19 protein-coding genes are annotated in these 26,873 nt (G+C 69.5%); 9 read left to right on the forward strand and 10 right to left on the reverse strand.

Going from position 1 to position 26,873, the window contains the following annotated elements:
* Positions 1 to 423: 423 nt before the first annotated feature.
* Both FHW79_RS23280 and FHW79_RS23285 read left to right on the forward strand, forming a co-directional pair.
* The gene (locus tag FHW79_RS23280; protein ID WP_183181105.1) at positions 424 to 1,680 is read left to right on the forward strand and encodes an exonuclease SbcCD subunit D C-terminal domain-containing protein; all 1,257 of its coding nucleotides are present in this window, start codon (positions 424 to 426) and stop codon (positions 1,678 to 1,680) included.
* Positions 1,680 to 5,447 carry an AAA family ATPase gene (locus tag FHW79_RS23285; RefSeq protein ID WP_183181245.1) on the forward strand — a complete coding sequence of 1,256 codons (3,768 nt, stop codon included), beginning with the start codon at positions 1,680 to 1,682 and terminating at the stop codon, positions 5,445 to 5,447. The genes FHW79_RS23280 and FHW79_RS23285 overlap by 1 nt, the downstream gene beginning before the upstream one ends.
* Positions 5,448 to 5,553: 106 nt before the next feature.
* Here the strand turns inward: FHW79_RS23285 and FHW79_RS33330 are convergent, their stop codons facing one another.
* Entirely contained in the window at positions 5,554 to 6,789 is a 1,236-nt protein-coding gene (locus FHW79_RS33330; protein WP_183181106.1) for a trypsin-like peptidase domain-containing protein, read from the reverse strand.
* 145 nt (positions 6,790 to 6,934) lie between these two features.
* Positions 6,935 to 7,906: a replication protein RepA gene (locus FHW79_RS23295; protein ID WP_014197970.1), complete on the reverse strand. Its 972-nt coding sequence runs from the start codon at positions 7,904 to 7,906 to the stop codon at positions 6,935 to 6,937.
* Positions 7,907 to 8,986: 1,080 nt separating this feature from the next.
* Between FHW79_RS23295 and FHW79_RS23300 the strand changes: the two genes are divergently transcribed.
* Both FHW79_RS23300 and FHW79_RS23305 read left to right on the forward strand, forming a co-directional pair.
* Positions 8,987 to 10,006, forward strand: coding sequence for an AAA family ATPase (locus FHW79_RS23300; RefSeq protein WP_145678675.1), 1,020 nt, complete (start codon positions 8,987 to 8,989; stop codon positions 10,004 to 10,006).
* Positions 9,996 to 10,877, forward strand: a complete 882-nt coding sequence (locus tag FHW79_RS23305; RefSeq protein WP_109069209.1) for a ParB/RepB/Spo0J family partition protein — start codon at positions 9,996 to 9,998, stop codon at positions 10,875 to 10,877. Before FHW79_RS23300 ends, FHW79_RS23305 begins: the two co-directional genes overlap by 11 nt.
* Before the next feature lie 40 nt (positions 10,878 to 10,917).
* Here the strand turns inward: FHW79_RS23305 and FHW79_RS23310 are convergent, their stop codons facing one another.
* From FHW79_RS23310 to FHW79_RS23320, 3 genes are all read right to left on the reverse strand, one after another.
* The gene (locus tag FHW79_RS23310; RefSeq protein ID WP_183181107.1) at positions 10,918 to 11,454 is read right to left on the reverse strand and encodes a mismatch-specific DNA-glycosylase; all 537 of its coding nucleotides are present in this window, start codon (positions 11,452 to 11,454) and stop codon (positions 10,918 to 10,920) included.
* 52 nt (positions 11,455 to 11,506) lie between these two features.
* The gene (locus tag FHW79_RS23315) at positions 11,507 to 12,223 is read right to left on the reverse strand and encodes a YoaK family protein (RefSeq protein ID WP_183181108.1); all 717 of its coding nucleotides are present in this window, start codon (positions 12,221 to 12,223) and stop codon (positions 11,507 to 11,509) included.
* A gap of 78 nt (positions 12,224 to 12,301) precedes the next feature.
* Positions 12,302 to 13,210: a LysR family transcriptional regulator gene (locus tag FHW79_RS23320; RefSeq protein WP_183181109.1), complete on the reverse strand. Its 909-nt coding sequence runs from the start codon at positions 13,208 to 13,210 to the stop codon at positions 12,302 to 12,304.
* 102 nt (positions 13,211 to 13,312) lie between these two features.
* Here FHW79_RS23320 and FHW79_RS23325 point away from each other — a divergent pair, with 102 nt between their 5' ends.
* On the forward strand, positions 13,313 to 13,711 hold the full coding sequence (locus FHW79_RS23325) for a RidA family protein (RefSeq protein WP_183181110.1): 399 nt from the start codon (positions 13,313 to 13,315) through the stop codon (positions 13,709 to 13,711).
* 194 nt (positions 13,712 to 13,905) lie between these two features.
* Here the strand turns inward: FHW79_RS23325 and FHW79_RS23330 are convergent, their stop codons facing one another.
* The 4 genes from FHW79_RS23330 to FHW79_RS23345 form a co-directional block, all read right to left on the reverse strand.
* A complete protein-coding gene (locus FHW79_RS23330; RefSeq protein WP_183181111.1) occupies positions 13,906 to 14,496 on the reverse strand; it encodes an ANTAR domain-containing protein in 591 nt (196 codons plus the stop codon).
* A gap of 75 nt (positions 14,497 to 14,571) precedes the next feature.
* Entirely contained in the window at positions 14,572 to 16,236 is a 1,665-nt protein-coding gene (locus FHW79_RS23335; protein WP_183181112.1) for a nitrate ABC transporter ATP-binding protein, read from the reverse strand.
* Between the two features lie 13 nt (positions 16,237 to 16,249).
* A complete protein-coding gene (locus FHW79_RS23340) occupies positions 16,250 to 17,341 on the reverse strand; it encodes an ABC transporter permease (protein WP_183181113.1) in 1,092 nt (363 codons plus the stop codon).
* Between the two features lie 170 nt (positions 17,342 to 17,511).
* Positions 17,512 to 18,900, reverse strand: coding sequence for a CmpA/NrtA family ABC transporter substrate-binding protein (locus FHW79_RS23345; RefSeq protein ID WP_183181114.1), 1,389 nt, complete (start codon positions 18,898 to 18,900; stop codon positions 17,512 to 17,514).
* 645 nt (positions 18,901 to 19,545) lie between these two features.
* Between FHW79_RS23345 and nirB the strand changes: the two genes are divergently transcribed.
* From nirB to cobA, 4 genes are all read left to right on the forward strand, one after another.
* Positions 19,546 to 22,011: a nitrite reductase large subunit NirB gene (gene nirB, locus FHW79_RS23350; RefSeq protein ID WP_183181115.1), complete on the forward strand. Its 2,466-nt coding sequence runs from the start codon at positions 19,546 to 19,548 to the stop codon at positions 22,009 to 22,011.
* A 6-nt stretch (positions 22,012 to 22,017) separates the two neighbouring features.
* Positions 22,018 to 22,374, forward strand: a complete 357-nt coding sequence (nirD, locus tag FHW79_RS23355; RefSeq protein ID WP_035677835.1) for a nitrite reductase small subunit NirD — start codon at positions 22,018 to 22,020, stop codon at positions 22,372 to 22,374.
* Positions 22,375 to 22,573: 199 nt separating this feature from the next.
* Positions 22,574 to 25,168, forward strand: a complete 2,595-nt coding sequence (locus FHW79_RS23360; protein ID WP_348984252.1) for a molybdopterin-dependent oxidoreductase — start codon at positions 22,574 to 22,576, stop codon at positions 25,166 to 25,168.
* Positions 25,143 to 26,075 carry a uroporphyrinogen-III C-methyltransferase gene (gene cobA, locus FHW79_RS23365; RefSeq protein WP_348984253.1) on the forward strand — a complete coding sequence of 311 codons (933 nt, stop codon included), beginning with the start codon at positions 25,143 to 25,145 and terminating at the stop codon, positions 26,073 to 26,075. Before FHW79_RS23360 ends, cobA begins: the two co-directional genes overlap by 26 nt.
* Here cobA and FHW79_RS23370 read toward each other — a convergent pair.
* Positions 25,998 to 26,777, reverse strand: a complete 780-nt coding sequence (locus tag FHW79_RS23370; protein WP_183181118.1) for an NlpC/P60 family protein — start codon at positions 26,775 to 26,777, stop codon at positions 25,998 to 26,000. The two genes, cobA and FHW79_RS23370, sit on opposite strands and share 78 nt — an antisense overlap.
* Positions 26,778 to 26,873: the final 96 nt, after the last annotated feature.

Genomic DNA, 26,873 nt, shown 5'->3' on the forward strand with positions numbered 1-26,873 from the left:
AAGCCTTCGAAACTGTTCGTCTCTTACTGCTTGACCGAGATGCTCAAGCGACCCGCGATGCCAGTCCCACTCCGGAACCGGTCCGCGGCCAACGGTCAAAACCGCCGCCTGCGCATCCCTTCTCACAACACGGTATCAACGATATCCAAGATCCCGCGGCTCCCGGAGAGCCGCAACACCCCGCGCCCAACCCCTTCGAGGAGTGGGCCGCCAGGGCCAGACTGTCTTTTGTGTTCCCGACCCGTCGGCGCCTCGTTGGCGGCCACCGCGTCGGGAGGCGCTTTATATGCGGGGTATCCCGGGGGTGGCAAGCACTTTTTTCATCCCCCGGCGATTTTTCCCCGCTGCCTTTTTCACACGGCGCCTTCGTCGCCGCCCTTTCGTAGAATGCCGATCCCCTTTCCGATGGACCCGTTTCCCTCCATGCGCCTTCTTCACACCGCCGACTGGCATCTCGGGCAGACCCTGCACGGCTTCGCGCGCGAGCATGAGCACGCGCGGTTCCTTGACTGGCTTCTCGACCGGCTCGAAGAGCGGGCCGTCGATGCGTTGGTCATCGCCGGAGATGTCTTCGATGGACAGAATCCGCCGATTCCGGCGCTCGGCCTGTTCTACCGGTTCCTGGCCAGGGCCAAGACGCGCTGCCCAGAGCTGGACATCGTGGTGGTCGCCGGCAATCACGACAGCGGCAGCCGGCTTGAGGCGCCCTCCCCCCTGCTGACGGAAATGGGGGTGCGGGTGATCGGCGCCTTGCCGGTGGATGAAGATGGCGCCTTCGCACCGGAGGAGTTGGTGATCCCGCTGACCGGCCGCGACGGGACGGTCGCCGCGCGCTGCGTCGCGGTGCCCTACCTTCGCCCCCCCGACCTGCCGCCGCTGACCGAGAAGGAGATCGCGGCCGGCGTCGACCCGCTCGTCGAAGGGGTGCGCCGGGTCTACGCCGAGGCGGCGGAAGCCGGGCGGCGCGCCTTGCGGCCCGGCGAGGCGCTGATCCTCACCGGCCATTGCTACATGCGCGACGGCGCCCTGTCCGAACTCAGCGAGCGCAAGATCCTGGGCGGCAACCAGCACGCGCTGCCGGTGGACGTCTTCCCGGAGGACGCGGCCTATGTGGCGCTGGGCCACCTGCATCGGGCGCAGGCGGTGGGAAGGCGCGAGTCGGTGCGCTACAGCGGCTCCCCCCTCCCGCTGGCGGTGGACGAGGAGCCCTACCCGCATCAGGTGGTGCTGGCCGACGTCGCGGAGGGACGGCTGGCTAATCTTGAATCGCTGCGGGTGCCCCGCTTCGTCGCCATCCGGCGCGTCCCCGGCGGCGGGCGGTTCGCGGCGCCGGAAGACGCGCTGGCCGCGCTGGCCGCGCTGGAGTTGGACCAGAACCTGCCGCGCGAGGCTTGGCCATACGTCGAAGTCTCGGTCGAATTGCCGGCGCCCCGGCCGGCCCTGCGCGAGGAGGTGGTCGCGGCGCTGGCCGGGCGCCCGGCGCGGCTGGTGAAGCTGGCCCTGCGGCTGACCGGCAGCGGCGAGACGCTGGCCGAATCCGTACCGCTGGCCGATCTGGCGGACCTCGCGCCGGAGGACGTGTTCCTGCGGCTTTACCGCCGCCATCATGAGGACGACCCGGAACCGGCCTTGCTCGCCGCCTTTCATGAGCTGGTGGCGACCGTTCAGGAGGGTGCGTGATGCGGATTCTGGCGGTTCGCGGCTGCAATCTGGCCAGCCTGGACGGGACCTTCGCCGTGGAACTGGCCGGAGGGCCGCTGCGCCACGCCGGCCTGTTCGCCATCACCGGCCCGACCGGGGCGGGCAAGAGCACCATCCTGGACGCTCTGTGCCTCGCCTTGTTCGACCGGATGCCGCGGCTGCCGGACGGGCGCGGCGTGGCGCTGGGCGCCAACGGCGACACCGACGCCATCAGCACCACCGACGTGCGCAGCGTCCTGCGCCGCGGCGCCGGGTCCGGTTGGGCCGAGGTGGATTTCGCCGGGCTCGACGGCGCCGCCTACCGGGCGCGCTGGGAGCTGCGGCGGGCGCGGCAGAACGCGCGCGGCCAGTTGCAGAAACAGACGATGAGCCTGACCGCGCTGGCCGACGGCAAGCGGCTGGGCGACGGCAAGACCAGCGTGCTGGACGAGATTTCCACCCGGCTGGGGCTGAGCTTCGAGCAATTCCGCCGCGCCGTCCTGCTGGCCCAGGGCGATTTCGCCAATTTCCTCAAGGCCCCGGCCACGGAGCGCTCCGCCCTGCTGGAGCTGCTGACCGGGACCGAGATCTACTCCCGCATCTCCGTCGCCGCGCACGAGCGCTCCCGGGAGGAGCAGCGGGCGCTGGAGGCGCTGGAGGCGCAATGCGCGGGCATCGGCGTGCTGACCGACGACGAGCGCGCCGCCCTGGACGCCGAGGCCGGTGCGGCGGCCGAGGCCGTCCGGCGGGAGGAGATGGCGTTCGAGGAGGCCCGCGCCGCCGTCTCCTGGCATGAGCAGGACGCCCGGCTGGCCAAGGCGGAAACCGACGCCACCGCGGCGAGTTTGCGGGCCGAGAAGGTCTGGCAGGAGGCCGCGGCGCGACGGGAGGAGGCCGCGCTGCTGCGCCGTCTCCAGCCCTTGCGGACGCGGTTGAGCGAAGCGGACCGCTGCGCCGCGGCGGCGTCGGAAGCCGGGGAGGCTCTGGTCCGGACCCAGGCCGCGGTGACCGAGGCGCAGGACCGGCTGGTCCAGGCCGAGGCGCGCCATCGCGAGGTGCGCGGCGCCTACGAGACGGCCCGCGGCGCCATCGACGCCGCCGAACCGGAGTTGGAGCGGGCCGCCGCCCTGGACGCCGAGATCGCCGCGTTGGCCGGCCAACAGGTTTCAGCGCTCGCCGACGCCGCAACGGCTGAGGCTGGCGCCAAGGGTATCGGGGAGAACTGGAGCGCCATCCGGACGGCACTTGAACAGGCCCGCACCGATTCGGCGGATCGGGAGGGCTGGCTGGCTGGCCAAGCGGCGCTGTTGCCGGTTGCCGACCAGTGGGCGCGCTGGGATGCGCTGCTGCTGCGTCACCGCGATTCGGCAAGAGCCGTGCGGGAAGCGGAGGCGGAAGCCGGCCGTGCCGCCACGGAGGCAATGGCCCACGAGGCGGAGTTGGACCGCCTCTCCGCCGTCCGGCGGGACGCCGCCGCGCGGCGGGATGCGGCGGAACTGGCGCTGTCCGCGTTGAAGGCCGAGGCGGTGGAGTCGCTGGATGCCCTGCGCGGGCGCCGCACGGCGCTTGCGGAACGGCGTGATGGGCTGGCGGCTTTGACACAGCTGGCGGAGCGGACCGCAAGGCTGGCCGCCGACGCCGCGGGGGCCGAGACGGAACGGGAGCAGCAGCGCACGGCGGCTGCGGACGGGGAGGCCCGTGCGGCAGCGGCGAAAGCACGGCTGGAGCAACGCCGGGAGGCGTTGACGGAGGCGGACGCCACCCTGCACCGCCTGCGTCTCGCCCGCAGCGAGGATGTCGCGTCGCTGCGCGCTCAACTGGCGGAGGGCGAGTCCTGCCCGGTCTGCGGCGCCACGGAGCATCCCTGGGGAGGCGGGCACACCCCGCTCGACCGACTGGCCGAGGATCAGGAGCGCCACGTCGCCGCCCTGCGCGCCGAAGTGACCGGGCTGGCCACGGAGCACGGCGCTCACAGCGCCGCGGCGAAGGCGGCGCGCGAACGCGCGACGGCTCTGGATGGACGGCTGGCCGCCCTGGTGGCGGAGCGGGCGACCGTGGCGGAGCGCTGGGCGGAGCGGGCGACGGCCTTCGGGCTGCCCGCCGAACCGGACATGGAGACCGTCACCCGGCGGCTGGCCGGCGTGGACGCGGAACTGGCGGAGGCCGGGCGTGCCGAGGCCGGGGCGCTGGACCATAAGGCGCGGATCGACGCCGCGGTGCAGACCTGCCGGGAGCGGGACGCGGCGCTGACCGAGGCGGAGCGGGCGATCGAGGCGCGGAGCCGCCAGCGGGACGCCGCCCGCCACGCCGAATCCCTGGCCGTGGCGCGACGCGATCAGGCGGCGGACACGCGGGCCGCGGCACGGGCGGAGCTGGCCCAGCCTTTCGCCGGGCTGATCGACTGGAGCAACGCGCTGGACAGCGATCCCGACGGATTCCGCGAGAGCACCGGCAGGCGGGTCGCCGAGGTTCTGCGCCAGCGTGAGGGATTGGCCCAGGCCCTGCGCGACGTGGAGACCCTGGAGCGTCAAGCCGGCGCCAAGGCGGCGGAGCTGGAGGGGGCGCGGCAGGCCGAGCAGGCGGCGCGGCGGCGGTGCGAGGGGTTGGCCGCAGCGCTGGAGGATCGGCGCACGGCGCGGGCATCCCTGTTGGGCGGACGGGCGGTGGCCGCGGTGAAGAAGGAGCTGACCGAAGCCTGCCGGCGAACCGAGGCCCTGGTCGAACAGGCCACCGTCGCCCGGCAGGACGCGGCGGCCCGCCTGTCGGGGGCGGAGCAGACCGTCGCCACGCGCGGCGACACCGCCCGCCGCTGCGCCGCCGAGGCGGAGCGCGCGGCCGACGCCCTGGCCGCCGCGGCAGAGCGCTGCGGCGTAACCGTGGAGGCGGCGCGCGCCCATCTGGTCCGGGACGAGGACTGGCTGGCCGGGGAGGAGCGGGCTTTGGCCGCCCTCGAGTCGGCGCGGCGCGAGGACGCGCTTCGGGCGGCGGAGCGGACGCGGACGCGGCAGGAGCATCACGCCGCCGGACACCCCGCCCTCGACGCCGAGGAGGCCGGCGGGGCCGTCGCCGAGAGGGGACGGCGCCTTCAGGAGGCCCGCGACCGGCTGGGTGAGGCCCAGGCCCGGCTGCGCGCCGACACGGAGAACCGGGGGCGCCTCGCCGCCGTACTCGACCGGGTGGAGGCGCAGCGCAGGGCGCAGGGGCTGTGGGCGACCATGGCGCAGCTCATCGGCTCCGCCGACGGGCGGAAGCTGCGCAACTTCGCCCAGAGCCTCAGTCTGGACCTGCTTCTTGTGCAAGCGAACCGCTATCTGGCGGAACTCGCCCGCCGTTACCGGCTGGAGCGGGTCGGCGGGGCCGACCTGGAGATCCAGGTGGTGGACGGCGAGATGGGCGACGAGCGGCGCGGGGTGCACAGCCTGTCCGGCGGTGAGATGTTCCTGGTGTCGCTGGCCCTGGCGCTCGGCCTGTCGGCCATGGCGGGGGGCGGGGGCGGCGGCGGAATCGGCACGCTGTTCATCGACGAGGGGTTCGGCACGCTGGACCCCGGCAGCCTGGATCTGGCGCTGTCCTGCCTGGAGGCCCTTCAGGCCACCGGGCGGCAAGTCGGCGTCATCAGCCATGTTCCGGCGCTGGTGGAGCGGATCGGCGTGCAGGTGCGCGTCACTCCGCAGGGGGGAGGGCGCAGCGCCGTGACCGTGACCCGCGGGACGCTGGGGGCGCCGTCGCCGGACGCGGCGACGCGGGAATTGCTGTTGCCCTTGTAAGGCGTTTCAGCGCAAGGCGTTCCAGCCGGCCTTGAATCACCACGGGGTCATCGAGACACGGAGATAAGCCCTCTCCATGGTCTTGTGTCTCCGTGGTGAAGAGGCGTCAGGCCAGACGGAAGGCCAGATAGCTGTCGGCACCGACCTGCCCCGGCATGGTGATGACCGAACCGACGGCTTTTCCGGTGAAGGTGATGCTGCCGTCGATGGTGCCGTTGCCGTCGAAGTCGATGTGCGCCGTGGCACCCTTGAACCCCTCGGCGCCCGCCATGGATGCCCAGGTGAGCGTCGACACCCCCTCCTTCCATCCCCAGGCGGTGGCCCACTCGTTCGGTTCGAAATCGGTGATGGTGGACCAGGTCACGCCTCCACCACGCCCGTCCAGGAAGAAGGTGTCGGTGCCGGCCCCTCCGGTCAGGAAGTTCGAGCCCGTGCCGCCATCCAGAACGTCGTCGCCGCCTTTGCCGTCCGCCGCGTCGTCACCGCCGCCCAGGTTGAAGAAATCGCCAACGTCGCTGCCGACGATGATCTCGATGGTCTTGGTGCCGAGAAAGAGGTTCTTCACCGTGACGACCGGGCCGACATAGATCTCCATCTGCACCTCGCGGCTGGACGTGCCGTCGCTCACCACGGCGCGCCGCTCCGATTCGGGGGCCGGCGGGGCGTTCGAGATGTAGGAGTCGTTGGCCGTCAGGGCGTCCTTGAGCCAATAGGCGTGGCCGCCAAGCGCGGTGGCCCCGACGGCGGTCGACACGACGCCGACGGCAAGAACCTTCTCTCCGGAACTGTAGTAGATCGGCCCTCCGGAATTCCCGGGATTGATCTCCAGGTCGCCGTTCACGTAGTAGACCGAATCGACGCTCGACCGGCGGATGCTGCCGCTGTCGAAGGTCTCGTAACGCCCGTACTTGGTGGGATAGCCTAGGACATTGGCCGGGCCGCCGCCGTAGGCCCAGTCGATCCCGAAATAGCCGTAGGTGTCGCCGATGGGTTGGGACAGGGTGAGCAGGGCGACGTCGATCTCCGATCCGCTCTGGGTGTTCCGGTAGAAGTCGCCGGTGAAGAGCTTGCCGTCCGAATCCGGGTCGAAATTGGTGAAGAACTGGGATTTGGCGACGCCGTAGGCGACGTTGTCCGACTTGCTGGGATTGTAGGACGGGTAGATCTTCAGGCTGCTCGGCTTGCCGCCGAGAGCGGCGTTGTAGACGACGTGGGACGCGGTGACGACGTCGTTGCGGCCGACGAGGAAGCCCGAGCCGACGTATGTCCGGCTTCCCCACGTGGCTTCGATCGAGACCACGGCGCGCGCCGGGTAGAGATCGTCATCAACCCTGTACGACATTGGAACCGGTCCTTTCGCGGCATCCGTTGCGGGAATCGCGGCGGACGGCTGCAACCAGTGGACAATGTCACGTCTTGCCGGTGTCTTTCAACGGTGCACAGTGCATCCGCGGTTGAATCCGTCCCCGACACACGACCGCAACCCCTCAGCCGCGGACCGGGCGCAGGACGAGGTGCTTGTTCGACGGCACGGCCGGCGCCGACGGACGCAGGACGAGTCCCTTGGACGTCGGTTCGATGTTCGCGTCGGGATAGACGGCCATCACGTCCTTCAAGGCCTCTTTCAGGCGGAAGGCGAGGACGCGGTGTTCGCTGACCGAACCGAAATGCTGCGACAGGGCGTGCCAGGGAACCACCGTCTGCTTGTCCAGCCGGTGCAGGCGGTGAACCAGCCACACATAGGCGTCGAGCGCCAGAGCGGAGTTCTTCAGCTTGGCGATGGCGTGCTCGTCGAGCGGGACCGCGTGTTCCATCAGATGCTCGAAGAAGCTCTGGGTCAGGCGGACGAAGCGCACCCACTCGCCGCCGGTGCGGAACAGGTCGGGCGTGTCCTCCTCGTCCCGCCACAGCTTGATGCCGTCGATCAGGCGCTGGTCGGAGATCTCCGCCGTCGAGGGGCCGGTGGTGGTGCGTAGGGTGAACTCGCTACGGGCGATCCGCAGCACCTGCTCGCGCACCGGCTTGTAGTTGCCGCGCTCGCCGCCCGTCGGGGCCAGCCCGAGACGGCGCAGCCACGCGCTCATGCTCGGCCCCAGATCGACGTGGGCGCTGCGCGTCTTGCGGGCCTCGGTCTGCAGGTAGATCATGATCAGGCGCGCCTTGGCCCCGTAGGGAACGCCGACGTCCAGAACCGTGCCGTCGCGCAGCGGCAGGATGCCGGGACGGACAACGAGCTGGTATTTGCCGTTGTTGCGCACCCAGGGGGCGGTCTCGTCCTTGGGCTTGCGGTGCGGCAGCGAGGCCTGGCAGAAGCCGGCGTGGAGATAGCCGATCGCGTCCATCTCGTTGGACAGCGCTTCATGGGCCATCATCACACGGCGGCGCTCCTTGGGGTCTTCGGTGCGGGCAAGAACCGCCTCGAATCCCTCCAGGGTAAGCTGCTCGTGGATTTTCGCCATGGGACCCCTCCGGCCTCGTTCGGTCACGTTCCTGTCATTTCAGAAAACACAAAATGTGGTGGCTGTGAAGCGCGTCCATCCCACGAATCGCTGAAGTTGCAACGGAAGCTGCAGATTCCGACTCAACTTCAGCGAAGCGGCCTTTTGCTGCCTGGCCCCCCCTGCCATGCCGGCAACCGCCGAGCCAACGTTTCAAAATCAGCGTCGCCAACGGAGCGCCCAGGGCCGGACAGCCGCTTGTCCACAGCCGGACGGGCTTGTCCACGCTGAGTTGGAATCGCAGCGGGCGAAACCGGCCGGATCGGCTCGCTGATTCCGCAACGGCGGGCACGCCGAAGTCGCAACGGGGACTCGCTCGTCCACGCTGAAGACGAGTCACGAAAGGCGGTTATCCACGCTGAACTCGCAACCATGTCCTATATGAGTCCCTATAGGATTCTCCGGTTAGACCGGTTGCGCGGGTGCTGGCGCGACCCCCTTCGCTGAAAACGCAACGTCGGCAGGGGCGGAGAATCGCCAACCGGGCATTCGAGGGTGATCCGGACCCCCATCCTCCACCGGGGCGAGCATCACCCCTGGTCAAGGGTTCCAGGCCAGGACCGTCAACTGTCAACCAAACCCGACGCTGAATTTGATACAAAGGCGACTCGGGTCCAACGCTGAATTGGTAACATTCGACTCGGAAACCCAAGGCTTTCCAGGGCTTAGCCGACTCGGCGAGTCTCGCGCAGATCTTGTAACGCCAGCGCAAACCGACGAATCGGCATACGACGCTGAATTTGAAACAGCGGACTCCAGGCGATTCAAGGGCCGAATCGAAACCACTCCCCGCTACCAACGCTGAATTGGTAACGCTTTGGAAAATGGGCTTGACGGGGTCCGGATCGATTCGCCTCCGGAATGGTTTTCCGCCGCTCGCAGAGGCCGGTAGAAGCCATCAGATTCTATGACCATAGTCCCATACGACGTCGCATGACCCCTCCTCCCACCGCCATTTGACGCAATTTGGCGCGCTCCGGCTTGACCAGTTGCGTCAAATTTTGCAAGAAAGGACCACACACAGGGAAAGCCGGAGGCCCGATGAACGGGGAAGAACTGCGCGCCATCCGCGAACGGCGCGCCGAGGACCAGTTGAGCTTCGCGACTTGGCTCAACGGCGCACTGAACCGCCGTTACGACCGTTCCCGGATCAGCCGGTGGGAAAGTGGGGCGGAGCGCATCCCCCAGCAGGTCGCCGGGTTCCTGGCCGGCCAGGGCGGCATGGCCGCCGTGCCGCAGAACACCGGCATGCCCAAGATGCAGCGCGCCGTGGTGGCCGTGGCGAATCAGAAGGGCGGCGTCGGCAAGACGACGACGGCGGTCAACCTGTCCTACGCGCTGTCCACGCTGGGCCTGAAGGTGATGCTTCTCGATAGCGATCCCCAGGGCAACGCCACCGTCCATATGGGGCTCGACCCTGGCGAGATCGAAACCCAGCGCAAGGGCATCTATAATGTGGTGCGCGGCGGGGCGTCCTTCGACAGCATCCTCCAGCCGGTGTGCGGCGGCGCCGTCATGCTCGCCCCGTCCAGCATCGGGCTGGCCGCGGCGGAGACCGAGCTGGTGGCGGAGCCGGACAACTCGCTGGTGCTCAAGGAGAAGCTGGCGGAGGTGCGGAACCGTTACGACGTCATCGTGATCGACTGCCCGCCCAACCTCGGCCTTCTCACCATCAACGCGCTGGCGGCCAGCGATCTCGTGCTGATCCCCGTGCAGACGGAGGTGTTCGCCGGGCTCGGCGTGCCGTTGCTGCTGGAGACCATCGCCAAGATTCGCCGCCGCTCGAACCCGTCGCTGAACATCTTCGGCATCCTGCCGACCATGTTCTCGTCGCGCTTGACGCAAGATCAGGCCAGCCTGCGCGAGATTCAGGAGCATTACGAGGGGCGCACCCGCGTTCTGAACGCGGTGCCGCGCGCCACCCTGTTCGCCCAGGCGTCGGGCGCCGGCCGCCCGGCCATCGAGGCCGACCCGAATTCCAACAGCGTCCAGGCCTACGGCGAACTGGCGCGTGAACTGGCCGCCCACCTCCAGACTGCGGAAGACGCCCATGTCTCGTAAACTCGAACGGACCAGCACCCGCATTTTCGACAAGGCGGCGCAGCGCGGCGGGGACGCGCTGTTCGGGCTGTCCGCGGATTTCCCGCGGCTGATCGAGGTCGATCTCGACCGGGTGCACCCCAATCCCGATCAGCCGCGCCGCCATTTCGACGACCAGTCGCTTCAGGAGCTGGCGAACTCCATCGCCCGCCACGGGCTGAAGCAACCGGTCCTCGTGCAGGATCTCGGCGACGGCGATTACCGGCTGATCGCGGGTGAGCGGCGTTTGCGCGCCTGCGGGCTGGCCGGGCGCCAGACCATCTTCGCCATCGTCACCGACGGCGATCCGGACGAGCTGGCGCTGATCGAGAACATCCAGCGCGTCGACCTCGATGCCATGGAGCTGGCCCGCGCCTTCGCCCGGCTGATCGAGCGGCACGACTACACGCACGAGGCGCTGGGGCAGGTGATCGGGCGCAGCCAGGCGGAGGTGACGCGCACCCTGTCGCTTCTGCGTCTGCCGGCCGATATCGTCGCTGAATTTGAAACGCGTCACCGCTCCGTCCCGAAAAGCATCCTGACGGAGATCGCCGCGGTGGACGATCCGGTCCTGCAGAGGAAGCTGTGGGACACCATCAAGGACGGCGGCACGGTCAAGGCATTGCGCGAGGCCAAGCGCGCCCAGATGGGCGGCGGCGAACCGGATTCCGCAGCGGCGGCGAAGGTTCAGCCCGCCCCGGCGGTGCGGTTCGTCTCCGCCGTCCAGCGCATCGCCAAGGACTTTTCCGCCGTCGACGCCGGGGAGCTGCGGGCGCACCGCAAGCAGCTCAGCGAGGCGCAATGGCAGGAGCTGCGCCGCCTTCACGCCCTTCTCGACGAGCTGCTGGCCTGACCGTCAGCAACGCTGAATTTGTAACGGACACCCGCTGACGTCAGCGGCGGGTGTCAACTTCAGCGTCGATGACCCGCTTGACCTCGCAAAACCAGCGCAGCTTTTCCGCGAAGGGCAGGCGGGCGAGTCCGCTGGGCGACGGCAGCACGACGTCCACCGGACCATCGAACAGGCTGTCCGGCTGCACGCCCCACTCCGCCCGGACGCGATCGGAGGCGGCAAGATAGACCCCCTTCCCCGTATAGGCGATCACCCGCGGCCGGAACGCCGCGATCAGGGCGCGCAGCCGCGGCACGCCGCCGCGCAACTCCGCCCGGCTGAGATCGGCGGCGCTCGGCGTCGCCCGCGCCACGAGGTTGGTGGAGCCCAGCCCGAACTCCGGCAACAGCCGGTCCTCCTCCGGGCGCAGCCGGCGCGGCGTCAGGCCGGCCTCCGCCAGCAATTTCCAGAATTGGTTGCCCGGCCCCGCGTAATTGTGGCCGAGCCGGCCGGAGCGCGTTCCGGGGTTGAATCCGACGAACAGGACGTCCAGGCCGGGGGCGATGATGTCGGGGATCGGGCCTTCGGAATCGGTCATATTGCGTCAACAGTGGAAAAGGGCGTCCGGCAACGCTGAATTTGAAACGCTTCTACTCCGCCGTCCGCCATTCGGCGAGGATCACCGGGGCGGCGAAGCCGGCGAGGATGACCGCCAGCGTCACGAACAGCATGGCCCCCCAGGCGCTGTAGCCGAGAACCCCCAGAACGCCGCCCAGGAAAAAGGACCCGACGGTCGGCAGGTGCGTCTTCAGCTTGTCGAGCGTCACCCGGACGCGATCCCGGCCGTTGCGGTGGTAGAGGTCGTCGATCAGGTTGCCCAGTTCGATCCCGATGTCGGTGATCATGCCGGTGACGTGGGTGGTGCGGACGCGGGCGTTGGAGATGCGCGTGACGATGGCGTTCTGCAACCCCATCAGGAAGCTCAACCCCATGACCAGCGCGGCGCCGCGAAGCTCGTGCAGCCAGACGTCGGCGGCGCCGAGCCCGGCGAGCAGCAGGGCTTCGAGGCAGACGCTGTAGGCGTAGATCGCCGACAGGCCGCGCCGCTGCCCGGCGTTGATGAGCATCGCCGACACCATGGCCCCGGCGATGAAGGTCGCAACGATCGCCAGCGCCATGCCGAAGGCGCCCATCTCGCCCAGCGCCAGATGATCCGCCATGGTCGAGACGGTGCCGGTCATGTGCGAGGAATAGAGGCCGGCGGCGTAGAAGCCCGCGGCGTTGACGGCGCCGGCGATGCCGGCCAGCGACCAGGCCAGACTGCGGTCCGCCGACACGCCGCGATGTTCACCCTGCCGGACCAGCATCCCCAACTCCCTCAACCAAACGGGGGGCCATCATAGTGGCGACCGCAAGCGCCGGGGACCCGCTGGTTTGTGGGGTCATCAATGCGTTCCCGCACCGACCGGCATGGTCTTGACGACGTCGAGGAACGCCCGCAGGGCCGGCGGCACGGCGCGGTGCCCGGGGTAGTAAACCGCCGCTCGCTCCGGCTTGTGCATCCAGGCGGGCAGCACGGCCCGCAACCGCCCTTCCACAAGAGCCGCTTCGGCGGCCCAGTTCGCCACGTAGGCGATTCCCAGGCCCTGCGCGGCGGCCTCCACCATCAGCTCCTCGTCGTCGAGCACCAGCGGTCCGTTGGTATCGACCGTCAAATTCTGCCCGGCGCGCTCGAACTCCCACTGGTAAAGCCGGCCGCCCGGCAGGCGGTGGCCGATGCAGCGATGGCGCTGGAGATCGTCCGGCGTCGCCGGCTCTCCGGCGCGGTCGAGATAGGTGGGGGAAGCGACGCAGATGAACCCGATCGGGTCCGGGAGGGGCACCGCGATCATGTCCTTCGGGATGGAGTCGATCAGGCGGACTCCGGCGTCGAAGCCGCCGGAGACGATGTCGATCAACCGCCCCTCGACGACGATGTCCACCGTCACGTCGGGATGCCGCTCGATCATGCGCGGGAGAACGTCGCGGACGAGAGCCGCGGCAGCCACGCGCGGCGCGTTGACCCTGACTTTGCCAACGACGCTGCCGCGGAAGGCGGTAACGGCGTCGAGCGCTTCATCAAGGGACGTCAGCGCGACGTTCAGGCGGCCGAGCAGTTCGATCCCCGCTTCGGTCGGCGCGACGCTGCGGGTCGTGCGGTTGAGAAGGCGCACGCCCAGCCGCTCCTCAAGCCCGCGCATCGCGTGGCTCAGCGTGGAGGGCGCCGTTCCAAGTTCATCCGCCGCGCGGCGAAAGCTGCGGTGGGTGGCAACCGCCACGAAGGCGCTGAGGTCATTCAGGGAGGGGCGGGTCATTCATGGTGATTCTGCATCAGCCCGTGCCGATTTCAACGTCTAATCACGCAGTCTCTGGACTGCTATCTCCGTCGTCAGTTCCGATCTGAACGGGAGACACCAATGTCCAAGCGCGACGCCATTTTTCCTGCCGGCCGACAGGCCCTCTACAAAATCCATCGCTACTCCGCCGCCATCCGGTCCGGCGATCTGCTCTTCGTCTCCGGACAGGTTGGCGGCCGTGAGGACGGCTCGCCCGAGCCCGACTTCGCGAAGCAGGTTCAGCTTGCCTTCGACAATCTGCGCGGGGTTCTGAAGGCGGCTGGTGCCACCTTCGACGACATCGTGGACGTGACGACGTTCCACACCGATCCGGAGGCCCAATTCGAGACCGTATTGTCCGTCAAGGACCGGATGTTTCCACACAAGCCCTATCCCACCTGGACCGCGGTCGGCGTGACGTGGCTCGCCGGCTTTGACTTCGAGATCAAGGTGATCGCCCGGGTTCCGCAGGTCGCTTGATCCGGCATGGGCGGCAACGTCCTTCTCATCACGCCATGCGTCGCGCTCGTTGGATGGCTTGCCGCGACTCGCAAGCTTTGGCATTGTTGAGGGAACACACCGTCGCCGGATCGCCCAATTGCTGACCTCTCAGTCTAGGAAGTGAATTGGCGATTCAGTATCATCTTTGCCCGAAGCGCTTGATTTGAAACGCCTCACAGCTCGATCTGGGCGGCGGTGATGACGCTTTGCGCGATGTCGGCGATGCGGCGGCCCTGCTTCATGGCGGCCTTCCGCAACGCGTTGTAGGCCGCCTCCTCGGTCAGGGACTTCTGCTGCATCAGGATGCCCTTCGCCCGCTCGATCAGCTTGCGGTCGGCGAGCTGCGTGCGCGCCTCGTCGCGTTCGCGTTTCAGCGTTTCAAAAGCAGCGAATCGCGCCAGCGCGGTTTCCAGGATCGGCCGCACGCGGGCGGGGTGCAGCCCGTCCAGGACAAAGGCGGCCACCCCGGCCTCCGCCGCCTGTGCCGCCGCCCCCGGCGGCGCTTTGTCGGCGAACAGGACGACGGCGCAGGCTCCCGACCGTGCCAGCCGGAAGACGCCGTCCAGCGTCGCAGGGGCCGATGTTTCCAAAACAGCGACGACCGCGTCCGGGGCCAGCGCGGCGACGCGGGCCGGCAGGTCGGCGAAGCCATGGACCACGGTGATCCGGTCGCGGCCCCCCGCCCCGGCCAAGCCGTTCTCCACCGGACGCGTGGCGTCGGCGTCGGGGCCGGCCACCAGAATGGTCAGGGGTTTGTCCGCCATCGCCGCTCCGCCCTCCCCGTCACGCCACCCCATTCACACCGCCCCATTCGCACCGCCCCATTCGCACCGCCCTCGTCACGCCGCCTTCACCGTGCCGTGGTGCCCGCCTTCCAGGAAGTTCAGAAGCTCCTCCCGGTAGGCGTAGTAGCGGGGGTGCTCCAGCAGGGCCTGCCGGGTCCGGGGGTGGGGGATGTCCACCTCCAGGATGTGGCCGATGCGGGCGTTCGGGCCGTTGGACATCATCACCACACGGTCGGCCAGCAGGATCGCCTCGTCAACGTCGTGGGTGACGCAGATGGCGGTGACCTGGGTGCGCGCCCACACCTCCATCAGCACCTCCTGAAGCTCCCAGCGGGTCAGGCTGTCCAGCATCCCGAAGGGCTCGTCCAGCAGCAGCAGCTTCGGCGACAGGGCGAAGGCCCGCGCGATGCCGACGCGCTGCTTCATGCCGTTGGACAGCTCCGCCGCCTTCTTGTGCATGGCGTCGCCCAGCCCGACCCGCGACAGGTAGTAGCGGGCGATGTCGTTGCGCTCGCCCCGGCCGGCCTGCGGGTAGACGCGGTCGACTCCCAGCATGACGTTCTCCAGCGCGGTCAGCCAGGGGAACAGGCTGGGTGCCTGGAAGACCACCGCCCGGTCGGGGCCGGCGCCGTCGACCTCCCGGCCGTCCAGAACGATGCCGCCGCTGGAGACGTCGGCCAGCCCGGCGACCATCGACAGCACGGTGGACTTGCCGCAGCCCGAATGGCCGATCAGGGAGATGAACTCCCCCTTGCGCATCTTCAGGTCGAAGCCGTCCACCACGGTCAGCGGCCCCTTCGGCGTGGCGAAGGTCTTGGTGACCCGGCTGAACTCGACGTAGCGGTCGTCGGACAGGCCGCCGGGCTGCCCGGCAAGATAGGCCTTGGGTGGCGGGGCGGCGGTGATCGGCGTCGCCGCCGGAAGGGTCAGGCTCTCGTCCACCGCGACGGCGGCGCGGCTGGCCCCGGCCTCCATCAGCCACGCCGTGACCTCGGCGCGCAGGCGCTTGAAGTCCGGGTCGTGGTTCACGGCGGTGCGGTCGCGCGGGCGCGGCAGGTCCACCGCGAAGGCCGGGCCGAGCGTCGCCCCCGGACCCGGCGTCAGCGGGATGATGCGGTCGGCCAGCAGGATCGCCTCGTCCACGTCGTTGGTGATGAGGACGACGGTCTTGCGGTCCTTGCGCCAGATCGCCTCGATCTCGTCCTGGAGCTTGGCGCGGGTCAGCGCGTCCAGCGCCGACAGCGGCTCGTCGAGCAGCAGCATCTCCGGGCTCATGGCAAGCGCGCGGGCGAAGCCGACGCGCTGGCGCATGCCGCCCGACAGCTCCTTGGGGCGGCGGTCGGTGGCGTGGCCCAGCCCCACCGTCTCCACCGCCCGGCGGGTGAGCACGCCGCGCTCCGCCGACGGCTTGCCCTTGTGCACGGCGTCCACGGCCAGCGCCACGTTGTCCTTCACGCTGAGCCAGGGCATCAGCGAGTAGTTCTGGAACACGACGCCGCGCTCCGCCCCCGGCCCGCGCACCGGCGCGCCGCGGAACAGCACCTCGCCCGCGTCCGGGGCGGCCAGCCCGCCCATCAGGTTGACCAGCGTGGTCTTGCCGGCGCCGGAGAAGCCGACGATGGCGACGAACTCGCCCTCCGCGATGGACAGGTCGATGCCGCGCAGCACCTCGGTCCCGCCGTAGGACTTCGCGACGTTCTTCAGCTCAAGGATGGCCATGCTCGGGGACTCCTCAGCGGGTGCCGGTGTGGGAAACGGCGGCCTGGAAGGCCAGCATGACGCGGTCGAGCAGGAAGCCGATCAGGCCGATGGTGAAGACCGCCACCATGATGCGGGCGAGCGAGGAGGAGGAGCCGTTCTGGAACTCGTCCCACACGAACTTGCCGAGGCCGGGGTTCTGGGCCAGCATCTCCGCCGCGATCAGCACCATCCAGCCCACGCCCAGCGACAGCCGCAGGCCGGTGAAGATGTAGGGCAGCGCCGAGGGCAGCACGAGCCGGCGCACCATCGTCGGGCCGGAGAGCTGCAGCACCTTACCGACGTTCATCAGGTCCTTGTCGATCGAGGACACGCCGACCGCCGTGTTGATCAGCGTCGGCCACAGCGAGCAGAGCGTGACCGTGACGGCGGAGGTGAGGAAGGACTTCTCGAAGGTCGGGTTGTCGCTCGACACGGTGGCGCTGACCACCATGGTGACCAGCGGCAGCCAGGCCAGCGGCGACACCGGCTTGAAGATCTGGATCAGCGGGTTCATCGCCGCGTTGACCGTGCGCGACAGGCCGCAGGCCACCCCCAGCGGCACCGCCACCAGCGCGCCGAGCAGGAAGCCGGTGAAGACCGTCTTCAGGCTGGTGACGATCTGGTCCAGATAGGTCGGCTTGCCGGCGTAGGGCCGGGTCTTCACCTCGGCCGCCGGGTCCTTCGCCAGCAATTCGGCGTTGCGCTTGGCCTGCCGGTCGTAGAAGGCGGCCTCCTTGGCGCGTTCGGCCTGATGGTCGGCGTGGAGAACGCCCACCTGCTCCCACACCTGGGCCGGGCCGGGGATGGCGCCCAGGCTGGTGTTCACCTGTGGGGCCAGCCACGCCCAGGCGGCGAGGAACAGCATCAGGGCGGTCAGCGGCACGCCCATCTGCTGCCACAGCTCCCGCCCCTGCTGGCGCGGGCTGTCCCCGGCGGCCATGCGGAGCAGCGGGCTGAGCCAACCGAGCCCGACGATCTGCAATGTCGCGGCGGTGCGGTTGAGCGCGTGGGCGAGGCGGGCCTTGCGCCGGGCGCGCATCGCCTCGGCGGTGGAGAGGGTGGAGGCTTCGGTCACGCTGGTCATAGGGTGATCTTTCTGTTTGGCGCGGGGCGCCGATGCCCCCACCCCAGCCCTCCCCCGCTGGGCGGGGGAGGGTGTCTGTCCCCTCCCCTGCGAAGCGGGGGAGGGTTAGGGTGGGGGCCCGTCGCAGCCTCTGCGCGGAATTCGGGCGCGAGTATCGATAGTCCGCAGTCTCAACCGCCGACCAGCTGACCGCCCTGCACCGCCTGCCCGCCCTTCAGGCCGATGGGCAGCTTGGTCAGATACTCGTTGGGCTTGCGGCCGTCGTAGGCGATGCCGTCGATGAAGCCCTCGTCCAGCGGCTTGTAGCCGTCGCTGGTCCAGGGGAAATCGGCCTCCTTGGCCTTGCCCTCCTCCACCAGCAGCCGCGCGGCCTTCAGGTAGATCTCCGGCTTGTAGACCTTGCGGGCGGTCTCGTCGTACCAGGAGTCCGGCTTGGCCTCGGCGATCTGGCCCCAGCGGCGCATCTGCGTCAGGTACCAGACGGCGTCGGAGTAGAAGGGATAGGTGGCGTTGTAGCGGAAGAAGACGTTGAAGTCGGGAACCGCCCGCTTGTCGCCCTTCTCATACTCGAAGGTGCCGGTCATCGAGTTGGCGATGACCTTGGCGTCGGCCCCCACATACTCCGACTTCGCCAGGATCTTCACCGCCTCGGCGCGGTTGGCGTTGTCGTTCTCGTCCAGCCACATGGCGGCGCGGATCAGCGCCTTGACCAGCGCCAGATGGGTCTTGGGATTCTTGGCGGCCCAGCCCTCGGTGACGCCGAAGACCTTCTCCGGGTTGTTCTTCCAGATCTCGGTGTCGGTGATGACCGGCACGCCGATGCCCTTCATCACCGCCTGCTGGTTCCACGGCTCGCCGACGCTGTAGCCGAAGATGGTTCCGGCCTCCAGCGTCGCCGGCATCTGCGGCGGCGGGGTGACCGACAGCAGGGCGTCGGCCTGGATCTGCCCCGACACGTCGTTGGGGGCGTAGTAGCCGGGGTTGATGCCGCCGGCGGCCAGCCAGTAGCGAAGCTCGTAATTGTGGGTGGAGACCGGGAAGACCATGCCCATGGTGAAGGGCTTGCCCTCCGCCCGGTACTGGGCGATGACCGGCTTCAGCGCGTCGGCCTTGATCGGGTGCAGCGGCTTGCCGTCCGGCCCCTTGGGCAGGTTGGGCTTCATCCGCTCCCACACCTCGTTGGACAGGGTGATGCCGTTGCCGTTCAGGTCCATCGAGAAAGCGGTGACGACGTTGGCCTGGGTGCCGAAGCCGATGGTGGCGCCCAGCGGCTGGCCGGCCAGCATGTGGGCGCCGTCCAGTTCGCCGGAGATGACGCGGTCGAGCAGCACCTTCCAGTTGGCCTGCGGCTCCAGCGTCACCGACAGGCCTTCGTCCTCGAAGAAGCCCTTCTCCACGGCGATGGCGAGCGGCGCCATGTCGGTCAGCTTGATGAAGCCCAGCTTGAGCTGGTCCTTCTCCACGTCGAGCGGAGCGGCCTGGGCGGACCCGAGCATCAGCGCCAGTGTGGCGGCGGCGGACAGCAGGGCGGTGCGGTGGGAGGCGGGAAGTCGGATCACGTCGGTCGCTCCATCTCTCGTTCCTGGAACCCCGCGGCACGCCCGACCTCGATCCAACGCCCCACCGGCGACGCGCCGTTGAGGGCTCTCCAGCCATGAAGGGCTGTCGAACCGGGTCAGCGACGGTGCCGAGGGGCCCAACCTTGGGCGTATGGGATGGACGCACCGCCGTTGGCGCGTCCCGCCGTTCCTCTCGCAAGGTCCATGCCAAAGGCTGAATGAGCGTCCAAACAGAGCCGAAGGTCTTTGTTTCTGCGGCTTTGACGCGAATTGCCTATTGTTTGTGCTAGTACCTTGGTGGTGACGCATTGCACAATTTGTCGGCTTTCGGACCGCTTTTTGTTCGAACCAGGACAAAAGCGCGTGTTCGAGTCCTGACACTCCCGCCATCCGCCAGCGGAGGCGGGGCCGCAAAAATGGCGGAAATCCGCCATTCCGGTCCCTTTCTCATACCTTGGTGCCGGTGTTGGCACGCGGCTTGCCAGAAGGACGGGCAGATCAGGGCCAGGGCAACGGCGCCATGGCCGGTTCGACGGCGAACCACCCGGACAACGGCGTCCGAAACCCTGGATTTCCCGCGGGAGTCCCAGGGCTTCGGGCGCCTTTTTCTTTTCGGCCTCGCGGCCTCGCAAGAGGGCACACAGCATGAGCACGCACACCAATCCATCCACTCCGCGCGAACGGCTGGTCGTCGTCGGCAACGGCATGGCCGGTATCCGCACGCTGGAGGAGCTGCTGGCCAAGGCGCCGGACCGTTACGACATCACCGTCTTCGGCGTCGAGCCGCACCCCAACTACAACCGCATCATGCTCTCCCCTGTGCTGGCCGGGGAGAAGACCTTCGAGCAGATCGTCCTGAATGGACGCGACTGGTACGAGACCAACGGAATCAATCTGTTGACCGGCGACCGGGTGGAGGTGATCGACCGGGCGAACCGCACCGTCACGGCGATGTCCGGCCTGACCGTGCCCTACGACAAGCTGCTGATCGCCACCGGCTCCACCCCCTTCATCATCCCGGTTCCCGGCTCCACCCTGCCCGGCGTCGTCGGCTTCCGCGACCTCGCCGATGTCGACACGATGCTGGAGGCGGCGGCCCGGGGCGGGCGCGCCGTGGTCATCGGCGGCGGCCTGCTCGGGCTGGAGGCGGCCAACGGGCTGAAGGTCAAGGGCATGGACGTCACCGTCCTGCACCTGATGGACACGCTGATGGAACGGCAGCTCGACCGCTCCGCCGGGGCGCTGTTGCGGCACGAGCTGGAGCGTCGCGGCATCGCCGTGCTGACCGGCGCCGACACTGCTGAAATTGTGGGCAACGAGAAAGTTTCCGCGGTTCGCCTGAAAAACGGGCAGGAGCTTCCGGCCGATCTGGTGGTCATGGCGGTGGGCATCCGCCCGAACACGGCGCTGGGCAAGGCGGCGGGGCTGGCCTGTGGGCGCGGCATCCAGGTGGACGACACCATGACCACCTCCGACCCGGCGATCCTGTCGGTAGGCGAATGCGTGGAGCACCGCGGCCAGACCTACGGCCTCGTCGCCCCGCTGTTCGAGATGGCCAAGGTCGCCGCCGCCCAACTGGCCGGGGGCACCGAGGCCGCCTACACCGGCTCCGTCACCTCGACCAAGCTGAAGGTGACGGGGGTGGACGTCTTCTCGGCGGGCGACTTCACCGGCGGCAAGGACTGCGAGGACATCGTGTTCCGCGACGCCGCCCGCGGCGTCTACAAGCGTGTGGTGGTCAAGGAGAACCGCATCCTCGGCGCCGTGCTCTACGGCGACACCAAGGACGGCGGCTGGTACTTCCAGATGCTGAAAGACGGGACCGAGGTGGCGCCGGTCCGCGACACCCTCATCTTCGGCCAGAGCTTCGGAGGCGAGGGGGCGGCAAACCCTAAGGCCGCCGTTGCGGCGCTCCCCGACAGTGCGGAGATCTGCGGCTGCAACGGCGTGTGCAAGGGCACCATCGTCACGGCGATCACCGAGAAGGGCCTGTCCAACCTGGACGAGGTGCGGGCTCATACCAAAGCCTCGGCCTCCTGCGGAAGCTGCACCGGTCAGGTGGAGCAGCTTCTGGCCTTGACGCTGGGCGACGGCTACGCGGGCGAGGCGAAGGCCAAGCCGATGTGCAAATGCACCGACCGCACCCACGACGAGGTGCGCCGGGCCATCACCGCACTGGACCTGAAGTCCATTCCCGATGTGATGCAGCGGCTGGAATGGCGCACCCCCGACGGCTGCCACCATTGCCGCCCGGCGCTGAACTACTACCTGCTGTGCGAATGGCCGGGCGAATACAAGGACGACAGCCGGTCCCGTTACATCAACGAGCGCGTCCACGCCAACATCCAGAAGGACGGCACTTATTCCGTCGTCCCGCGCATGTGGGGCGGGCTGACCAGCGCCAAGGAACTGCGCGCCATCGCCGACGTGGTGGACAAGTTCGCCATCCCCACGGTGAAGGTCACCGGCGGCCAGCGCATCGACCTGTTCGGCGTGAAGAAGGAGGACCTGCCCGCGGTGTGGGCGGACCTGAACGCCGCCGGCATGGTGTCCGGCCACGCCTACGCCAAGGGGCTGCGCACGGTGAAGACCTGCGTCGGCTCGGAATGGTGCCGCTTCGGCACGCAGGACAGCACGGGCCTCGGCGTCAAGCTGGAACGGATGACCTGGGGCACCTGGACCCCGCACAAGGTGAAGCTGGCTGTTTCCGGCTGCCCGCGCAATTGCGCGGAGGCGACCATCAAGGACCTGGGCGTCGTCTGCGTGGACAGCGGCTACGAGCTGCATGTCGGCGGCAACGGCGGCATGCATGTCCGGGCCTGCGACCTGCTGGTGAAGGTGGAGACCGAGGCGGAGGTGCTGGAATACACCGGCGCCTACATGCAGCTCTACCGTGAGGAGGCCCGCTACCTGGAGCGCACCGCCCCGTGGCTGGAGCGCGTCGGGCTGGACCACATCAAGCGCCGGCTGGTCGACGACGCGGAAGGCCGCGCGGCGCTCAACGCCCGCTTCCTCTTCTCCCAGAGCTTTTCGCAGGACGATCCCTGGGCCGAGCGCGCCAGCGGGTCGGTGGACCGTCACGAATTCGCGCCGCTCGCACAGGTGGGGTAACGACACATGGATCAGAGCATTTCCTGGATCACCGTCGGCTCGGTCGAGGACATTCCCCGCCAGGGCTCCCGCGTCGTGCGGACCGATTTCGGCGACATCGCCCTGTTCCGCACCGTGGCGGACGAGGTCTACGCGCTGGAGGACCGCTGCCCGCATGCCGGCGGCCCGCTGTCGCAGGGCATCGTCCACGGGGCGCGGGTGACCTGCCCGCTGCACAGCTGGGTGATCGACCTCGCCAGCGGCGAGGCGGTCGGTCCCGACGAGGGCTGCGCCGGCCATTGCCCGGTGCGGGTGGTCGACGGCGCGGTGCAACTCGGGCTGGCGGCCTTCCGTCCGGGCCGCGGAGGGTGCGGCCATGGGTGAGGGAAGGCCTTATTCCCCCTCTCCCGCCCCGGGAGAGGGAGGGACCCACGCGCCAGCGTGGGAGGGTGAGGGTACTGCCGAGGATCAGCGCCTCGATCCTCGCGCGACCCTCACCCGCCCGCTGCGCGGGCACCCTCTCCCGAGGCGGGAGAGGGGTGTTGTCCGCACCACCTGCCCTTATTGCGGCGTCGGCTGCGGCGTGCTGGCCTCCATCTCCGCCGACGGCACCGTCAGCGTGGCCGGCGACCCCGACCACCCGGCCAACCGGGGGAAGCTCTGCTCCAAGGGCACCAACCTGCCCGACACGCTGGGCCTCGGCGAACGGCTGCTCCACCCGCAGGTGGACGGGCGGCGCGTCGCCTGGGACGAGGCCATCGCCGCCGTCGCGACGCGCCTGTCCGACACCATCGCCAGGCACGGGCCGGACTCGGTGGCCTTCTACGTCTCCGGCCAATTGCTGACCGAGGACTATTACGCCGTCAACAAGCTGGCGAAGGGCTTTCTCGGCACCGCGAACATCGACACCAACTCGCGCCTCTGCATGGCCTCCAGCGTGGCCGGCCACAAGCGCGGCTTCGGCGCGGACGCGGTGCCGGTGACCTACGAGGACCTGGACGAAGCCGATCTGGTCGTCCTGGTCGGCTCCAACCTCGCCTGGTGCCACCCGATCCTGAACCAGCGGCTGCTGGCGGCCAAGCGGACGCGCGGCACCCGCATCGTCGTCATCGACCCGCGCCGCGCCGCCGCGGTGGACGGGGCCGACCGGCACCTGCCCATCCGCCCCGGCACCGACGCCCTGCTGTTCAACGGGCTGCTCGTCCATCTCGCCGACAACGGCGTTCTGGACGCCCGTTTCGTCGCGGAGCACACCGCCGGATTGGCGAAGGCGCTGGAGGCCGCCCGCGCCGACGCCCCCTCCCCCGCCCATGTCGCCGCCCGCTGCGGTCTGCCGCTGGCCGACATCGAGGCCTTTTACGCTGAAGTCGCAACGGTCCGCCGCACGGTCACCGTTTACTCCCAGGGGGTGAACCAGTCCTCCCAGGGGACGGACACCGTCAACGCCATCCTGAACGTCCATTTCCTGACCGGGCGGATCGGCGCGCCGGGGATGGGTCCCTTCTCCGTCACCGGGCAGCCCAACGCGATGGGCGGTCGGGAGGTCGGCGGGCTCGCCAACCAGCTCGCCGCCCATATGGGGTTCGAGCCGGAGTCGGTGGACCGGCTGCGCCGCTTCTGGAACGCGCCGCGCGTGGCGGACAAGCCCGGCCTGAAGGCGGTGGACCTGTTCCGCGCGGTGGAGCAGGGCACGGTCCGCGCCGTCTGGGTGATGGCGACCAACCCGGCGGTCAGCATGCCCGACGCCGCCCGCGTCCGCCGCGCGCTGGCCAAATGTGAAACCGTCATCGTCTCCGACTGCATCGCCGACACCGACACGGCGCGGCTGGCCCACATCCGCCTGCCCGCCGCCGGGTGGAGCGAGAAGGACGGCACCGTCACCAACTCCGACCGCACCATCTCCCGGCAGCGGGCCTTCCGTCCTCTGGCGGGCACGGCGCGGCCCGATTGGTGGATCGTCACCCAGGTCGCCCGCGCGATGGGCCATGCCGCCGCCTTCCCCTACGAGACGCCCGCCGACGTTTTCCGCGAGCACGCCGCCCTCTCCGCCTTCGAGAACGGCGGCGCACGCGCCTTCGACATCGGCGGCCTTGCCGGGCTGTCCGACGCTGAATTTGAAACGCTGGCCCCCGCCCCCTGGCCGCGGCGGGTTGGCGGGGAGCCGACGCGCCGTCTCTACACCGATGGGCGCTTCTTCACCGACGACGGGCGGGCGCGTTTCACCCCGGTCATGTCCCGTCCCCTGCCCCGCAGCGTGGAGCGGGGTTCGCTGATGTTGAACACCGGCCGCCTGCGCGACCAGTGGCACACCATGACGCGCACCGGCCTGTCGCCGCGCCTCTCCGCCCACGCGCCGGAACCCTGCCTGGACCTTCACCCGCAGGACGCGGCGGCGCACGGCCTGACCGACGGCGCCCTGGTCAGCCTGTCCACCCCCGTCGGCATGGCGCTGGCCCGGCTGCGAGTCACCGAGGCCCAGCGGGTGGGGGAAGCCTTCCTGCCCATGCACTGGACCGACCGCTTCACCGCCTCCTGCGTCGTCGGGCGGCTGGTGGACGATCTGGCCGTGGACCCGCTGTCGGGCCAGCCGGACCTGAAGCGGATGCCGGTGACGGTCGTTCCCTACCCCGCCGCCTGGACCGGCTTCCTGGTCGCCCGCGACGCGGTGGAGCCCGCCCATGGCGGCTACTGGACGCGCCGCGCGGTCCCCGGCGGCCACCTGATCGAACTGGCCGGCGAGGGCGCCCTGCCCGCTCCGGACGCGCTGGAGTTCGGCTTCGCCGGGGCGACCGTCGATTACAGCGACGCGGCCCGCGGCGTGCTGCGCCGCGCCTGGGTCACCCACGACCGGCTGGAGGCCTGCCTGTTCCTGTCCACCTCCGGCGCCCTGCCCAGCCGGGGCTGGCTGGTCGATCTGCTGTCGGCGGAGGCGCTGGACGGTCCCGCCCGCCGCGCCCTGCTCTCCGGCCGGTCGCCGGTTCCCACAGCCGACGAGGGGCGGACGGTCTGTTCCTGCTTCGGCGTCGGCGTCAACCGCCTGATCGCCGCCATCCAAAGCCAAGGCCTGACCACGGTCCAGGAGGTCGGAGCGGCCCTGCGGGCCGGGACCAACTGCGGCTCCTGCCTTCCCGAACTCAAGGAGATCCTTGCCGATGCCCAGCGCTGCCATGTGGCTTGACGGTCTTGTCTCGCGGTCCGGAGGCAAACGTATCAACTTCATCGTCGCCCTGCGCGCCGCGATGGGCTCCGCGCTGCGTCCGCGCACGGCCCGCCGCGTCGCCCGCGCCATCCCGGAGGCGGGCAAACGGACGCCCCACGTCACGCTGGTCGGCGCCGGGCCGGGGGACCCCGATCTGCTGACCATCGCGGCGGCGCGGGCAATTTCTCAGGCGGAGGTGATCCTCTACGACCATCTCGTCGGGACGGACATCCTCGCCCTGGCGCCGCCGGGGGCGGAGTTGATCTGCGTCGGCAAGCGGTCGGGCCAGCACTCCCACTCGCAGGAGGCCATCAACGCCCTGATCGAGGCGCAGGCCCGCACCGGGCGGCGCACCGTCCGGCTGAAGGGGGGCGACCCGATGATCTTCGGCCGGGCCGGCGAGGAGATCGAGCATCTGGAGCGTGTCGGAATCAGCGTGTCGGTGATCCCCGGCATCACCGCGGCGCTCGGCTGCGCGTCCAGCGCCGGGCTGTCGCTGACCAAGCGCGGCGTGTCGCGCGCCGTCACCTTCGTCACCGCCCACGCCCGCGAGGGCGACGCGACGGAGCCGGACTGGGCGCGGCTGGCCGATCCCAAGGGCACGCTGGCGATCTACATGGGCCGCGAGGCCGCCCGCCGCGTCGGGCGCGGCCTGACCGCTGGCGGCCTGTCCCCCGACACGCCGGTGCTGGCGGTGGAGAACGGCTGCCGCCCCGACGAGCGCCACCACCGCACGACGCTGGGTGCCATGGCTGAGCGGGGCGTGGCGGCGGGCGACGGCCCGACGCTGCTCCTGATCGGCTGGGCGTTAGAGGAGCGGGCGGCGCACGCCGGTGATGCCCTCGGCGCGGTCGGCCACGTCGGCCAGGGGTTCGGTCACGACTGACATGGTGAAGACGGTGGCGTGCAGCAGCGTGGTGCCGTCCAGCATGATCCCGACATGGCCCGGGAAGAACACGATGTCACCGCGGCGGTAATCCATCCCCTGCCCGTCTGTGGACAGCATCGGCCCCAATCGATCGTCGTTGCGCTGCATCCCGCTGCTGTGGTGGGTGGTGATCCCGGCCGTCCTCAGCGCCACCTGGACGAGGCCGGAGCAATCGATGCCGAAGGCGCTCCGTCCGCCCCAGACATAGGGCGTCTCCAGGAAGCGCAGCGCCGTCTCCACCGGAACGCGATTCAGCGGCACGGACACCGGCTCCAGCCGCTTGCCGAAGGTCCATAGGCCGTTGTCGAGCCGGACCCATCCGTTCTCGGCTTGCTCCGCCACCGTGACGAGGCTGCCGAAGCTCAGCGCCGCCACCGGCACCGCCTTGTGGGTGGGCTCGGGGTGAAGGTTCGCCACGCGGCCGGACACGCGATGGGTCGGGGCGACCGGCTCCGTCAGGTCCGTGCCGGGGGGAAGCCAGCCGACATGGCCGTCGGTGCGGTTTTCCACCTTCACCCAGTCGCCATCCCGGTCGAGCGGCGTACATGTTTCACCGAACAGCATCTCGCTGGTTTGCGGGACGCCGTGCCTCGGCTGTTCCAGGAGAACGGCCTGCGGGGCGGCGAGCCGGCGGATCGGGGTGGTCTGTGCATCGGTCATGCCGGTCACGCTAGAGGCCGCTCCGCCGGAATGCAAGCCAGAGGACCGTTCCGGACAATCCTCCGGCAACCGGGGATTTGCTATGGATCTGACGCT

It is taken from the genome of Azospirillum sp. OGB3 (assembly GCF_014192915.1).
Classification (GTDB): Bacteria; Pseudomonadota; Alphaproteobacteria; order Azospirillales; family Azospirillaceae; genus Azospirillum.